We start from the raw sequence: 15369 nt of genomic DNA, 5'->3' as shown, positions 1-15369 counted from the left end.
AAAAGCCAATCCAATGGAAAATATCAACGCCATAGCAGCACTTTTTGGAACACTAATCACCTTGTTACTATCGGTTGTGGCTTATTTTATCAAGCAATTACACACTGATTTCAAGAGTGTGGAGAAAGATTTGATTGAAGTAAAAACAATGGTTTTAATCATCAAAACCGAGTTCAAAAGTGGCAACGATTTACTGAATCAAAAAGTAGAATACATCGAAAAACGAGTACACAATTTAGAATTATCAATTTATAAAAATCAAGATTATGAAAAATAGAAAAATGAATTTAGCAGATAGAGTTTTGGCACCAACTCCAAAATGGTTTAAAGTTCTTCGAACTGTCGGGATTGCTTTGGCAAGTGTTGGCGGAATTATCATTGCTTCTCCTGTAGCTTTGCCAGTAGGTTTGGTTTCAGCAGCAGGATATTTGGTCCTGGGCGGAAGTATTATTTCAGTAGTTTCTCAAACTGCTGTAAAATCAGAAGAAGTACCAGAACCAAGCAAGTAAAAAAGAACAAAATCAGTTTTAAATGCTCCTCCCGAAACTTCGGGATTGGAGCATTTTTTGTTTTTGACTGTTTCAATTGGTCATTTGCTTCACTTTTTACCGTTTTATTTAAGTGGGCGGAATATATTGCACTTATGTTGGGGTTATATGGCTTTCATTTGTCAATCAAAAGGGGGTTGGTTTATCGGAAAAAGAATCAAAAGGAAGCCTCAAACTTCAAATTTGAGACTGGTCATTCGGATAAGGGGAGAATCGGAGCTGTTTTTTTTGAGAGAATGCTAATCGGAATGGTGGTTTTGAAATGGAGTTTTGTGGCATTCTTTCAAAAAAAATTGCATCCATAGGGGTTTGGGGAAATGGAAGATTGCCCCAACTGAACTTGCCGAGTGCGCTGGCAGTAGCGAAACAAGTGTATCGTTTTTCTATTTGCTTATTTGGGTTTTTTTGATTGCTTTCCTGGAAAAGTTGATGCCAGACTTATGAAAGAAAGATAATGCTTCCAACTTCAAATAGGCATCAATAAGACCGGTATGGCATCGGCTTTTCGGGAAAGCAATTACTGGGGCGGTGGTGGCAAATAAAAAACGATACTCTTGTGGGGAAATTTGATTTTTGAGGATGCCGGAATAGTGTTCGGTATTCAGGTTGCAGTATTCAGTAAAAAAGTTGTTGCGATACGGTATGGCATCTTCAAAAAACAATGCAAATATAGTTCCTATTTCGGGTGGGCGCGTTGGCTGTGGCGGCTATTTTACATAATGAAATTATAGTGCGAGTGCCCCGGGGTTCGGGGCGCTTGACCTATAATGTTGCTATCATTATGTAACATAGCTTGGGGGTGTTTTTGGCTTTCGAGCGTTGGGAAACAGCTTATTGCTTTTTCTATTAAACCCAAAAATCAATATTAAAATCTAATAAAAAAGCAATGTGCTGTTAGAGCGTTGGCTAAAGCCAAAAACACAGGAGCGTTGGCAGAGCGTTGGACTGGGTGGGCGCAAAAAGGTCAGCGACAGCGTTCCTATTTTTTTTTATAGTTATTAACCCTTCGGTTTCGCTCTGGGCAGGCTATGAAGCAAACGGCAGCTATGAGTTAGGAATACTTGGACTAAACGAGGATTTTGTGCAGCTGAATGAGGTAATGACTTCATTATTTCCTAATGTTGAAAAAATAAGTAAAATAATAGTTACAATAAAATAGTGCTTTATGGTGCAAAAATGATATTTTTGTTTTTATGGATAATGAAATTATTTATTTAGATAACAACTCAACAACACCTCTTGATAAAAGAGTGTTAGATGCTATGTTGCCTTATTTTATTGATGATTTTGGAAACCCATCGAGTACACATAACTTTGGAAAAAAATCTAGCAAAGCTGTCAATGCTGCTAAAAAAAATATTTCAACCCTCATTAATTCAAATATTGAGGAAATAACATTTACTTCCGGAGCGACTGAAAGTATAAATATTGCATTAAAAGGACTTGCTTTACATCCTAATAATATAAAAAAACATATTGTTACTGTGAAAACAGAGCATAAAGCTGTTTTAGATACTTGTAAATATTTACAAACTGTTGGATTTGAGATTGATTATTTACCAGTAAATAACGATGGATTAATTGATTTAAAGCAATTAGAAAATACCATTAGAAAAGATACGTTACTTGTTTGCATAATGTGGGTTAATAATGAAACTGGAGTAATTCAACCCATAAATGAAATAAGTGAATTAGCACACAACGCAGGTTCCTTATTTATGACAGATGCCACTCAAGCTGTTGGCAAAATCCCGACTGATGTTTTGGAAAATAATATTGATATAATGTGCTTTTCTGCACACAAAATGTATGGTCCAAAAGGAATTGGGGCTTTGTTTGTGAACAGTGAAACTGTGAATAAAAAAAACATACTACCCTTGCAACACGGTGGAGGACACGAAAATGGTTTGAGAAGCGGAACATTAAATGTGCCTGCAATAGTTGGTTTTGGCAAAGCTTGTGAAATTGCCTTTAACGAGATGAAAACTAATGCTACAACTATTTTAAGCTTAAGAAATAGTATTGAAAATGATTTGTTGAATATTAAAGGTTCTTTTGTAAATGGAAGCATAAACCAAAGATTATACAATACTCTAAATATTTGTTTACCCAATTTTGACGCAACGGTTTTTATAGGTAAAAATAAAAATATTGCTGTTAGCAATGGTTCAGCTTGTAATGCTGCATTGGTTGAAGCTTCACACGTTTTGAGTGCTATGGGATTAAGTGAAGATGAATCTTTGGGAAGTTTAAGGATTTCTATAGGGAAAATGAATAATGAGAGTGAACTAAAATATTATTGTTAAACCAAAGAATACAAAAATGAGTAATTCAGAAGTAAATCCAGATGCTTGGAAAGTTTACGAAGATTGTGTAAGAAAATGGAATGATGAAAATACATCGGAATATCCAACTGGTTGGAAATATGGAATACCAAATCCAGTCAATTATGATGAGTATTTATACTCAAACTGTCCTGGTGTATTATTTTATAAATTCCGAAAATTATTTTACAAGAACAATGAACTTTGGAATTTTAGAAAATTTTTATGGAAAATTGAATTAGCTGAAGGTAAAATAAATCAAGAACAATTTAATAAACTTTCCCAATATGAAGGTTGAAATTTAATACTCTTTTTTACTTGGAATTACTCCACGAATTCCGCCTCTTGGATTTTCAACATCGCCTTTGTATCTTGGAATTATATGAATATGGCAGTGAGAAATAGTTTGTCCTGCATCTTCATTTACATTTATTCCAACATTGAAACCATCTGGATTGTATTTTTCTTGAAGAATGGTTTTAACTTTATTTGCAACAATCCAACAAGCAGTTTGTTCTTTTAAAGTCAAATCAAAATAATTTGAAACCAACCTTTTTGGAACAATCAAAGAATGACCTTTTGAAACTGGAAATTTATCATAAAAGGAGAAAACAGTTGCAGTCTCAACAATCAATTCTCTGATTTCTTCTCCAACTAAAAACGGACTCATATCACCTTTTCCATTGTTTAAAGTTGTGTAATGTTCATATTCGTATATTTCGCAGTTTTCATTCTTATAGATTGACAAATAACCCAATTTTATTAAACATTGATACGTTTCTTTTTTATGAACTTTATGAATTCTATATCCTTCGTATTGGATATCCCTACGAACAGCAAAATATGCTTTTCCAGTTGGTTTTAATAAACTTGAAACATTCATTAAAACTGTTGCTTGTTCTTCTGGAAGCAAAACATTTAATACATAAAAACATAAAATGGTATCAAACTTTTCTTTTGGAAGTTCTGGAAAATAAAATGGATCATATCCAAGAATATCAAATCCTTTGTGTTTCAATAATTCAACATCTTTGCCAATTCCGCAACCAAAATCAAGAACTTTACCAATAATTTTCTTTTGATTTAAAACAATTCTGGCTGGATATGAAAGTGAAGTTCTTTCAATTGCGGTTAAATGACTGTTTTGATTGCCTTTTATATTTTCCATTGCTCATAACCTCGTGTTTCAATCAAATATTTTGAAGTATTTAATAGTTGATTAAATGCAATATTTTGCCAATTGCCTATTGGATTATTTCCTAATAATGTCACTTGAATTTCCTCTAAAAATCTTTGTTCTTGTGCTTTATGGATTATTTCCCAATAATGAATTATAATATCTTTTTGTTGTGTAATCAATTCAACTGATGGAATTTTATCTCTTTTTTTATTATTGATGGTAGATTGTGATGGTAATAAATTCCAAAGGTCATTATTTTTCCAAATTGAAAAAGGAATTACGTGGTCAATATCATAATTATTGATTTTCTTTCCAGTCCAAACACAAATAATTTCTCCATTTTCTTTTAGAATAGATTTGTATAATTTTTTTGAATTAGAAACGTCTCTTTCTGTAATTGGACTTTTCAAAATTTCTGAGATTATCTTTTCAGAATTTAATTTTTTACCACTTGCATTTACAGAAAATTCAGCCCATTTGAACAAAATATTATCTGTTCCACTAATAAAACTTCCAAGGATTTTGAAAGCTTTAAAATATTCAATTGGAATTGTAAAAGTTCCACAGCTGTTTATTAACCAACTAGAATTTTGAATTTCCGACTTTCTTAATGAGGAATTATTTTGATAATTATAAATAGAATAAACACTTTTGTTAATCGAATTTCCAATGTATTGCATTGGATTTTTGACAATATTGGTTTTTAATTCTTTGATCAATTCGTAAAACTCAACATTAACTTCTTTGCTAATTCCTTTTATTCTAATATCATTGTAGAAAGCAGATAAGCCGCCAAATTTGTTGTAATAATTTATGATTGGTAGAAATTTACTTTGAAAGGCAATTTTTAAATTCTCGCCGTTTATTTGAGGTATTAAAACATCGCTGTCAAGTATTGGATAATAATAAATCATCCATTTCTCAATTAACAAACCTAAAGGAATTTCAACTACATTTTTCTTGATTTCAATAAATGGAGAATTATCTTGAATAATATCAATAGTTCCTCTTAATAAAGCATATTTGTAAGTCGTAGATTTACTATCTCTTTCAATTATCTTACTGATATTGATAAAAGTTTCATTCATTTATAGAAAATCTACTAATTATTATTTGTGGCTTCAAGTTGTTCCTCAAGCTTATTGATTTTCGAGCTTAAACTTTCGATATGATTTACAATAAACTCTTTCGTGAAAATAGAATTTGGTTTAAATTCAGATTTTTCAACTTCAATTTTAAAACAATTTAAAGCTTGAAGTAAAATATATTGCTCTTGTCCTGTTAGGTTTAGCTTTGACATATCTTAAATTATTTATGCGGTTAGTTTATATATTTTTGCATTTTCAATTTCAAATAATAATTCTTTTGTTGGTTTTGAATTCTGATTTAAAAACAATCTATAACTATTGAAAATATCTAGTTTAACACCTTCAATTGAAAAAGTCTTTATTTCATATTCTTCGGGATTTTTTACTAACAAATCTAATACTTCGTCATTGATGAATGGTGTATATCCATTGTTTCCAAATAATGCTAAATCATCCCTTTTTATGAATAAAAATGTTGGTAGCCAAAAATCAATTAACCCCTGTTTGAGTTTGAAAGGCTTTTGCCTTAACAATTCAACAAATTCAGATAATTTTCTGCGAGAAGTTTTAGCACTGTCCAAAAACAACAAAGATAAATCCCATAAATGGTTAAATCTATTTTGATCATTTGGAAGGTAGTCTTCTGCTATTTCCTCTGAATACAATTTGATATTATTGTTTTCTAAAAGCGTCAAATAAATAGTCTTTTCTGGTGGAAATTTTTCTGGAGCAAATCCTAATTGGGGTTTATCCCAATTTAAAACAAGAGCTTTGAAATAGTTTCGTTTGGCAGTATGTATTGATGTTGAAATTTTATGCTTATTTACCAATTCATTATTGAAAATTGGTGTTCTGCTATAAATATCATTACATATTCTAGATAATTGACTATTGAATTCTTTCTTACTTTTTATATTAACTACTGCGCCATTAAAAATCCATACTACCTCTGAATTTGCTCCATAAAAATTATTTAATATTTTATGAGTTAACAAATTTTGTTGATGTATGACAATGTTATTAAGTTCTCTTACGGCTACTTTGTCTTCAGTATTTTCGGTTATTACTCTTTTAGTTTTTTCAATCTCAAACAATAATTCCTTTATTGATTTTGAATTTTTATAATAGCAATATAGTACCGCTTCTTGATTGTCCGATGAATGCTGTATTACTTCGTTTAGTATGTCTTTTTCATTGAATACTAAATTTACAAATCCATCTATTTCGTCTACTGGAATGTCATTTATTGGCTCTGATGAAATTTTATATTCAAATAAACGAGGTGTACCCGTTTCATACATAACCTTTTTCGCTATAACTGGAGGTAATTGATAGTATCTATTTAGAAGAGTAACAACATCGGTGACATCATCAACTTTTCCACCTGCTTCAAGTAAAGCTGATTGAATATCTAAATCTGTACCTTCAAAAAGAACAAATCGTTTGCTGTAATTTCTATAAAGAATGATTTTTTTCTTTTCTAAATCTTCAATTAATGAAGTAGCATTTTTTATAGCTAAACATTTTTCAGCATAATTCACTAGAAATTTTTTGTCTAATGTTGCTCCAGCTTGTGCGTTAATAGTTAATAAACCTATTGATTTGATTAATTTGGTGTAATTATTAATATTAGTATCAAATGAATTTTCAACATTTTCTAATGCCGTTTTTATAGCTTTCCAAGCTCCAAAATCTGGATTATATCTTGAATTTAGAAATGAATAATAATTGAAAATTAAATAGTCATATACATCAGCGATAGTATAAAAACCTTCTTTGGATTGAATGTGCTGGAATAATCCAGTATGGTCTGTTGATTCTAAAAACGAAAATAAAGACCTTTCATTTTGACCATATTTTTGTAATGACAAAGTTAGGATGTATGCAGAAATGGCATCTAATGGAAATAATTTTTCAGCTATTTCATTAATATAATCCTCGTTGACTATAAAAGCTTTAGACTTCATCAACAAATCAATTGCTTTTGCAATTTCTTTTGAATATTTTTGGGTTGAAGGTCTGTCAGTTAAATGCTCTGATGCTAAAAATAAAAGTTGCTCTACAGGCTCGTTAAAAGTTATTTCTCTAAAACGTCCTTTTACTTTAGTCCATTCTTGTTTTTGAGATTGGGTTAAGGATAAAGCATAGGCGTCAAAATTCTGATGTACTGTAGTGAATAGAACAATGTTTAAATCCGGATTATTAGTAAATTCGGCTAATTGTTGGATAAAATAGAGTTCTTTTTCTGGTTCGTTTTGTGAAGCATATTCTAAAAATTTACCAAACTCATCTATGACCAAAAATAATATTGGGCTGTTTTTACCTAATTCGTGGTATTTGTTGAAAATTTCCGAAAATATATTTTCAGATATATTTTTAGTGCTTTTAACATTGAATATTTCTGCAAAAGTTTCTGTGATAGACTTATATTCACCAACAATATTTACAAAATCAACCGTTGGATTTGGCAAAAGGTTTATACCGAAATACTTTTTATTGTTAGATAAACTTTGCTGAAATGCCCATAAAAAGGCACTTTTTCCAGTCCCATAAGATCCAATTATATTGAAAGAACGATTACCTATTTTGAAGTCATTTGCGATTTGATTCACAACACGAATAGAGTTAGGCGTTGGGATATAATTTAATTCCTTGCCTTTATCACGAATGATATTTACAGAAGTTGTGAATTTAATTGGCATAATATTCTCTTAAGATTTCGAATTTGTCCGGCTTTGTTTTGAATTGTAATTCCTTTATTCCTGCGTGGTCATTAAATGTTATACCGTACTTTTTGAATTTTTTATTGGAAGATATACTTTCAATTTTATTTATTAATCCTGTTCTTCCTATTGCAAAAATACTTCCTGCTTGGTCAGGTTCTTGTTCTATTGTGTATAGACTTATTGATTTATCGAAGTTATCATTGTCTAGAATTGCATAGAGCAAAACTTCGTCAGGAATCTCGCTTTTTTCTTCGGTAGTAATAGAATAAAAGGTAACTGTCTTATCATCTACTTTTCTTTTTTCTTCTTGTATGATATTTAATTCTGTAAGTAGTCCTGAAAAGGTATCTTCTCTATCCTTGCTTTGTGCATCTGTTCGAAGATACATTTTTGTAAGAACTTCAAAATCAGTAGATAACGTGTTTTTATTAATTTGAGACAGATTCAATTCTTCGGCTTTTCTTACTACAAAAGCTATAAAATTATCTCTAGTAAATTCTATTTTTTCTCTTCTAAATTCATTAAAAATCAAACTGTAAGTTGATGCAATATTTTGAGTGATTAATTGATAATGAAGTAACCAAAGAGTGGCTTCATCTTCGATATATGGATCCTTGCCGTTATCTTCTAATATATAATCAGCAAAATCAGTCAATAATCCATCTTTATCAATAATGCCAAATGCTTTCATCCAAAAACTGATACTTGATACCATATTTTTACCAACGCCTAATTCTACAACTGCATCATTATCGGTAAATTTCCTGCCTTTTTTTATAAAATCATAGCCTTTTTTAAGCCACAAATGCCTGCAATGGAATGTTTCGTGTCCCGAAAAAGTTAGCTTAATTGGTGTGATTATATTCTTCTGCATCGTCAAAAACTTAAAGTAAAATTAATTCATAAAGTAATGCAATAATAGTGAATATAACGCATTTAACCCATTTTACTTTATCAACAAAAACATAAAATTGGGAATAGGCTGAATGTTTGGGAATTAGATGATTTTATTAGTGAATTGTTGAAAAACTATAAGTTTTATAAATAAGATTTAACAAGAAATTAATCAATTGTTTTGTCACCTTCAAAGTTTTCTAACTCTTTCTCAACCTCTTCTAATAATTGTTTTTCGGTTGGAAGGTATAATTTGTATTGACTTGTTTATTATTCAATTTCTACAACAACTTTTTTCTTTCTATTCTTTCTCTAGCTTCGGTTAAAAGCAGGTGTATTTTTTCTTCAAACTGTTTTTTTGGTGGTAGGTCTGTCCAATATTCGGCAACCATTATTCCATCTTTGTGCATTTCGAGTAGCTCAATTTGTTCACGGCTGCTTTCGGCACAAAGGATTAAACCGATTGGTGTATTTTCTCCTTCTTGCTTTTCGTATTTGTCTAACCATTTGAGGTATAACTCCATTTGCCCTTTGTGTTTGGCTTGGAATTTACCCAATTTTAATTCTATTGCGACTAATCGTTTTAGTTTTCGATGGTAGAAAAGCAAATCTAAATTGAAATCTTCACCATCAATAATCATTCGTTTTTGGCGTTCTACAAACGTAAATCCTTTGCCCAGTTCGAGAATGAAAGTTTCTAAATCGTGTAGAATAGCGTCTTCTAAATCCTTTTCTAAAAAAGTATTTTGTAAACCAAATAAATCTAAAATATAAGGATCTTTGAATGTATTGAATGGAATTTGTGTTGTTTCGATGATTTGTGCATCGGCAATATTTGTTCTTTCAAAAGCTTTTAAGGCAATTTGTCTTCTTAATTCTCTTTTTCCATATAAATTATTTGATGCATTTTGTGCATAAAAAAGTTTTGCTTCGATTGTTTTTAATGGCAATAGCTCCACAAAATGAGACCAGGACAATTGTCGTGCCAGTGGCACGACAATTTGAAAATCGGTAAACTGATTTGCAAATTGCATCATTCGGCGGAGATTTTTTACTTCAAAATTTCTACCATACTTGTTTTCCAATTGTGTCGATAGTGTCGGCACAATTTGTTTTCCGTATTCTGCCCTTTTGTTTTGTAGGATATCTTGATTGATACGATTGCCAACTTGCCAAAATAAAATAGTAACAGCACTATTTGCTTGAACCGCTACTTGATGTTTGCTTTGCTCAATAAGTTGTGATAAATCAATGAATAAATCACTTTCTAAAATTGATAGACTGTTGGTATTATCTGCCATAATTAGTTGTACTACTTTTATTCTAAAATATTATTTTAATTGGTATTGGATTGCGAACGCAGTGCATTCGCAATTGTGATGCTAAATATTGCTAATTATTCATTCCTATCTGGTAAGATATTATATTACTACCAATCTACAAACATACTAAAAAGCAATCGAATGTAAAAGAGAGTTTCCTGATATTATGGATAGGATAACCAAAAAAAGGGAAAAACATATTTTTATTTTTTACAGTAATAAAAAACGGATTTAAGTGGCTGTTTGAGTGTAAATTGGTTGTAGTGGTTTGCTGATTTGCTTTATTATTGGCTTATGTTACCCGATTGTTTTAAATTAAAAAAAGTAGTTTATGTTTTAGGTGTTTTTTGGTTATCCTATCCTATCACTTATTTTAATGAAAAAAGGTGCAAAATCCTCACCCCAACCCATCCTCACCCCAGCCCTCTCCAAAGGAGAGGGAGAAAGAAAGGAGAGGGAGCCGAAATACTGAAAAATTAGAGTAAATAAAAAAGTGGAAGTTTTGAATTTCCACTTTCTTGATTGGTTTTTTAGCCACAGATTAAAATGATTAGCACAGATTTTTAGAGAAGATTATCGCTTGAATTACCTGTGTTTTTTTGGTCGACTTCTTCATAAGTGAATTCTCTAATGGCGTAAACATATCCTGTTTTTATACTGATTCTGACGAAGTTATGTTTTTTAAGTGCTTTCCCAATTTTGTTTATTGTACCGTCCGTGATATTGATTTTTGCCTTTTCTGCTAATTTGGCTGCTATTTGTGAAGCATTTAAAAAAAGGGTTGCATTCTCTCTTTCGATTGGTTCAAACCAGGTTAAAAGCAATTCTTCTTCTGGACTTTTTAGCTGATATTGTTCGTTGTTCTCGGTGATTAATTTGATTTCTTCTTGGTCAAACCAATGTCTAAAACCACTTTTGAAAAGAAACAAAGCTTGTGAAAAAGCTAGATTAATATCAACATTGTGTTGGTACTGTATGCCTTCCAACTCAAAACAAAGAAACCGTCTGCTTCCTGTACTATCGTTTAAGAACTGTGCCGTATTGACACTTCCTGCAAACGATGCCCTTCTGGGCATTGTTTCGTTGTTGTGACCGTAGGCTTTTCGCATTCTAATTTGAGTTTTTGTGATTATTTCTTTCAAACTTCCAATTTCCGAACGGTTTAGGTTTTCGAGTTCGTCCAAGTTGATTAACATACATTCTGAAAGCTGCACCAATGTATCTTTGTTGTTGGGATTTATAGTTCCGGAAAATAAATATTCTTTCAATGGTTTCGGGATCAGTTTTTCTACCCAAGTTGTTTTACCCAGTCCTTGTTTGCCACTAAAGACAATAACCGTATGATTGATTACTTTTTCATCCAACACACAACCCACCATAGCCACCAACCATTTTTTAAAACATTGCTGCCATAGGTCTTGTTTTGTGGTTGTGATTGTGTTTGCTAATTCGGTAATATAATCGGTCTTTTCATCGTAAGAAGGCAAATTAAAAAAGTAATCTTCAAATGGATTGAAAAGCGGACAAAAATCAGAGTTCAGCAAATTTCGTAAGGAGGATAGGTTTGTTCTAATTCGTGCTTTCAAGCATTCTCGGAGCATTGAGTTTTCGATAAAATCATTCATTAAATACCACTTCTTTTTTCCGAAATACTGGAACTCTAATTTACCTGATACTACATTGTGACGGAAGATATATCTCTCTGATAAAAACTTCTCTAAACGGTCTATTTGGGTTCGCTTTGGCTTGTCTTCATCGTCGTCCTCATCGTCGTCTAAATCATTGTTTTTGGGTTTTTTAACTGGTTCTTTTTTAGTTTTATTACTATCGCTTTTGCCAAATTCCTGAATATTACCATAGGCACTCGTTACTGCTTGTGTTACTTCTTTCTCATCATAGCCAAAATCGGTTAAAATATATCTCAAAGTAGTTTCCAATGGCACCGCTTTTCTGTTCATATTACAGGCTAATTGATGTACGAAAACATTCCGGCTACCATTCGCATATTGCACTTTTTTTTCGGTGAATTTTATGCAGTGGTTGTAGATGGCATATTGGTCTTCAATTGGTTCTGGTTGAGTTACCTTGACTTCGTTTGGGATGACAAGCTCTGGAATTTCGACTGGAATTGATGTAACAAAAACAGAAGCATTATCATTTAGATATAAATTTTCATCGGAAGAATAAAAACATAGTCTTGTTACATCTTTGCCTGATTTGTCTATTTCTAGTTTTAAAATATTTTCATAATATTCTTGAACCAATAGAAAAGCTTCTTTGTGATTGGCTTTGTCAGAATTTATTTTTACTAGAATTTTTAATCCGTTGCCTGATGGACTAATGAAACTGGCATAAGTAAATTCACTTTGATTGGCCAAATGCGAAGCATTTTGCAAATCACTTTTACTTAATTTATCGATGTCGAGAATGATACAATTTGAATAATCCGCTAGGAATTCCAATTTTCGACCTCCAACAAACTTACCTGAAGGCGTGAATGCTGGAAGTGATTTTTTTGCTTTGTTGTATGCTTCCGTTTTGTTTTCGGCAAGTGATTTACGCAGGTAAACAATGCCCGGTTTGTATTTGCCTGTCTTGATTTCTTCTAAAATTGTTGAAATTGATTTGTGTTCTATAACTTCGTTGAAGTTTTTGAATATAGTTACCATAAGAATTGTTTAAAGTTTAAGGTTTACTTCGTCTGTTCGCCTTTTTGAAGGCTCGGGTAAAGTTGTTTTAACCACCCCGCCCGAAGGATACCCCTCCAAAGGAGGGGAATTTGACTTGTGTTTACAGTCGCAAGCCTCACAGGTTCCGTTACAGCTGCTCATACTATCTTCCTTTAAAAGATTTGTTGTAATGCTCTTGCATCAACTTCTCCACATCTGATAATTTGTAGTAGATTTTGTTTCCGACTTGACTGAATGAAATTTTGCCTTCGTCTCTCCAAGTTTGAGCAGTACGTTTTGAAATTTTCAACAGTAATAGGAATTCCTGATTGTCCAAAAAGGTTTCTTTTTTTGGGTCTGCCTTGATAGAGATTTGGCTTTGAATTGTGTCTAATTTTGTCATTAGATCTGTGAACTGGTCTTTTGTGAAGATAATTGCTTCCATAATAAAATGTTTTAAATTGTTATGGTGCAAATGGAAGAAATTAAAAAAAGTCCGATAAGTACTTTTTAGTCCGATAAGACTAAATAGTTTGTAATGTGCTGATTATTATATACTTTACAAATAGTGTGTTTTTACAAAATCGGACTAAAATCTAACTTTGATGTCATTATTAGGGTCTTTGTCGGTGCGATTAGGTGAAAGGTAGGTTTGAACAGTGGCTTGTGAAAGCGGTTCGCCTTTTTCATCATCAAATATTAGACATATAATTTGACTAACATCTTTGATTTTTCCTTGAATATAAGGTTTGCCATTTGGTTTCACATCAACCATCATTTGTTTAAAAGCATTAGTAATTATGTTAGTTGGACCATTTAATCTGATTTTTTGAAATGGAATATTTGAACTGTTTTCAGTAGCTTTTTTTTCTTGATTTTCTTTTTCAAAATCGTTTTTAACTTTACGCATTATTTGTAATTGCTCAATTAATTGATTGCATTGTTTGTCGTAAGGTTGCAGCTTATTATTAAGAGAAACGATATCCGCTTGCTTGTATTCAAAGATTTCATCCATTAAATAAATAATCTTGTCGTTAAAATTATCTAATGAATTTATATAGCTTTTTGCTTCAAAAAAAGAAAAATACCTATCGTCAGTATCTGCGTTAATTTGTCTTTTAGTAGCTTTTGGTTTGGCATCAATTACTCTCAAAGATTGCAGCTCAGTTCGTTTTTTCTCGATTAAAAAATACAATTTATTGTATCTACTCATTGCTGTTTTGGAGCTGAAAAAGGCTTCGTTATTAGCTAATAATTTTTCGAGTTTACATATCCATATTTCCGGGTTCTTTACCTGGTTGAATTGATAATCTATAAATGCAGGAAATTGAGATTGTTTGAGTTCTAATATTTTTGCAATTAAGGCATTGCAATAATTTTGAATGTTGATTTTATCTTCAACGATTATATCAAATAAAGGATTTTTGGACAGAGCCGCAGGCACTGCCAATAATTCTACAAACGGAGCTGTTTGCATATTTTGATCCTTTGAATTCAAATTTTAATATGTTTTTTTTGGTATTCATTTAGTATTGAAGGGTAATTAAAAGCGGTTTTAAATTGGTTGCTTTTTGGAAGTCCTAGTGTTTTCTACTAGAGTTCGTTTATCACTCGTTTCGAATGCTTTAAAAATTACTTGTTTACTTTGTTGTAAAGTTATAAAATAAAAAAAATCCTTGTTAAAGGATTTTAGTTGAAGTTATTAACAATCGTTTAAGGTCAATAGAATAAGCACTTGACAGATTTATTAAAAAATATAGTTGTCTACAGCTTTATCCAGTTCCTCGCTGATGATTTTAGCATATACCTGCGTTGTGCTGATGTCGCGGTGGTCCATTAATTTAGAAACGTGCTCTATTCTCATTCCATTATTTAACGCATTTGTCGCAAAACTGTGTCTTGATAAATGGAACGAAAGGTCGAAAGGTAAATTTATTTTTGCACCCATTTTTTTAAGATGCCAGTTTGCCAATTTGTTGAAAGCTGCTGTTTGAAAATAACGTTTTGCTTCGTTTTCCAAATAGCCCTTTTTGTCGACAATAACAGGGAAGATAAAATCATCGTGATTGGCATTTTCTTTTTTGTATTTTTCTAAAATATCTATAGCCACTTTTCCAATTTTGAACTGGTGTACTCTTCCAGTTTTACGAATGTGTTTGTTGATTTTATGTTCTGCTTCATTGTAATTAGAATATTGCATTTCGATAACATCACTAAAACGTAATCCTCCGGCATAAATAGAGAAAAGGAATAAATCTCGCCACATCATAGCTTTTTTTCCTTCTATGAGCTTTAAATTGGTTAAAGCATCAATCTGTACTTTATTAAGAAATAATCTTTTAGAAGAACTGATTTTGAGGGTTATTTTGCTAAACGGAAACATAGTTTCGGGAATTACTTCTTCACGAATTGCATCTCTGAATATGGTTCCGAGCACAATTATGGAAAGCCGTTGCGTTGTATCTCCGTTGCCTAAAGTATCTCCTAAATGAAATTTATAGTCGTTTAATAGTGCTACGGTAATTTCATCAAAATACACATCCTTTGTTCCCATATATTTTTCAAATTTATCAACCTGAGAGGTGTATGCTCTGTAAGTGGAATAAGAAACGGTACTT

The 15369-nt window shown here is 31.6% G+C and carries 14 protein-coding genes and 2 pseudogenes; 4 read left to right on the top strand and 12 right to left on the bottom strand.

Features of this window, described 5'->3' with window-relative positions; genetic code table 11:
- The 4 genes from ACH2BV_RS14445 to ACH2BV_RS14430 form a co-directional block, all read left to right on the top strand.
- On the top strand, positions 1 to 277 hold a 277-nt coding region (locus ACH2BV_RS14445; protein WP_395050313.1), incomplete at its 5' end, for a hypothetical protein.
- The gene (locus ACH2BV_RS14440) at positions 267 to 509 is read left to right on the top strand and encodes a hypothetical protein (RefSeq protein WP_395051476.1); all 243 of its coding nucleotides are present in this window, start codon (positions 267 to 269) and stop codon (positions 507 to 509) included. The genes ACH2BV_RS14445 and ACH2BV_RS14440, both read left to right, overlap by 11 nt.
- Positions 510 to 1741: 1232 nt before the next feature.
- Positions 1742 to 2854, top strand: coding sequence for a cysteine desulfurase family protein (locus tag ACH2BV_RS14435; protein ID WP_395051475.1), 1113 nt, complete (start codon positions 1742 to 1744; stop codon positions 2852 to 2854).
- Positions 2855 to 2870: 16 nt separating this feature from the next.
- A complete protein-coding gene (locus tag ACH2BV_RS14430; RefSeq protein ID WP_395051474.1) occupies positions 2871 to 3170 on the top strand; it encodes a hypothetical protein in 300 nt (99 codons plus the stop codon).
- Between the two features lie 3 nt (positions 3171 to 3173).
- Here ACH2BV_RS14430 and ACH2BV_RS14425 read toward each other — a convergent pair whose 3' ends face one another.
- From ACH2BV_RS14425 to ACH2BV_RS14370, 12 genes and pseudogenes are all read right to left on the bottom strand, one after another.
- Entirely contained in the window at positions 3174 to 4040 is an 867-nt protein-coding gene (locus ACH2BV_RS14425) for a bifunctional class I SAM-dependent methyltransferase/HIT family protein (RefSeq protein ID WP_395051473.1), read from the bottom strand.
- Positions 4028 to 5140 (bottom strand): HNH endonuclease domain-containing protein, encoded by a 1113-nt coding sequence (locus ACH2BV_RS14420; RefSeq protein WP_395051472.1) that lies wholly within the window; start codon positions 5138 to 5140, stop codon positions 4028 to 4030. Before ACH2BV_RS14420 ends, ACH2BV_RS14425 begins: the two co-directional genes overlap by 13 nt.
- A 14-nt stretch (positions 5141 to 5154) precedes the next feature.
- Complete coding sequence (locus tag ACH2BV_RS14415) at positions 5155 to 5352, bottom strand: hypothetical protein (RefSeq protein ID WP_395051471.1); 198 nt, start codon at positions 5350 to 5352, stop codon at positions 5155 to 5157.
- 12 nt (positions 5353 to 5364) lie between these two features.
- Positions 5365 to 7842: a hypothetical protein gene (locus ACH2BV_RS14410; protein WP_395051470.1), complete on the bottom strand. Its 2478-nt coding sequence runs from the start codon at positions 7840 to 7842 to the stop codon at positions 5365 to 5367.
- Positions 7832 to 8740, bottom strand: coding sequence for a DUF4007 family protein (locus ACH2BV_RS14405; RefSeq protein ID WP_395051468.1), 909 nt, complete (start codon positions 8738 to 8740; stop codon positions 7832 to 7834). Before ACH2BV_RS14405 ends, ACH2BV_RS14410 begins: the two co-directional genes overlap by 11 nt.
- A 301-nt stretch (positions 8741 to 9041) precedes the next feature.
- Positions 9042 to 10061: a YhcG family protein gene (locus tag ACH2BV_RS14400; protein WP_395051467.1), complete on the bottom strand. Its 1020-nt coding sequence runs from the start codon at positions 10059 to 10061 to the stop codon at positions 9042 to 9044.
- A 584-nt stretch (positions 10062 to 10645) separates the two neighbouring features.
- Positions 10646 to 10954 carry a DUF3874 domain-containing protein gene (locus ACH2BV_RS14395; protein ID WP_395051477.1) on the bottom strand — a complete coding sequence of 103 codons (309 nt, stop codon included), beginning with the start codon at positions 10952 to 10954 and terminating at the stop codon, positions 10646 to 10648.
- Positions 10940 to 11539, bottom strand: a pseudogene (locus ACH2BV_RS14390) (VapE domain-containing protein); the annotation flags it as partial. The pseudogene ACH2BV_RS14390 and the gene ACH2BV_RS14395, both read right to left, overlap by 15 nt.
- Positions 11540 to 12256: 717 nt before the next feature.
- A pseudogene (locus ACH2BV_RS14385) lies at positions 12257 to 12751 on the bottom strand (BT4734/BF3469 family protein); the annotation flags it as partial.
- A 163-nt stretch (positions 12752 to 12914) separates the two neighbouring features.
- Positions 12915 to 13196, bottom strand: coding sequence for a helix-turn-helix domain-containing protein (locus ACH2BV_RS14380; protein WP_395051466.1), 282 nt, complete (start codon positions 13194 to 13196; stop codon positions 12915 to 12917).
- Positions 13197 to 13340: 144 nt separating this feature from the next.
- The gene (locus tag ACH2BV_RS14375) at positions 13341 to 14228 is read right to left on the bottom strand and encodes a hypothetical protein (protein ID WP_395051465.1); all 888 of its coding nucleotides are present in this window, start codon (positions 14226 to 14228) and stop codon (positions 13341 to 13343) included.
- A 270-nt stretch (positions 14229 to 14498) separates the two neighbouring features.
- A partial coding sequence (locus ACH2BV_RS14370; protein ID WP_395051464.1) for a tyrosine-type recombinase/integrase occupies positions 14499 to 15369 on the bottom strand: 871 nt, incomplete at its 5' end.

It is taken from the genome of Flavobacterium sp. (assembly GCF_043780635.1).
GTDB lineage: Bacteria > Bacteroidota > Bacteroidia > Flavobacteriales > Flavobacteriaceae > Flavobacterium.
The sequence above is the reverse complement of the archived record's forward strand: the minus strand, read 5'-3'. Positions and strand labels throughout refer to the sequence as shown.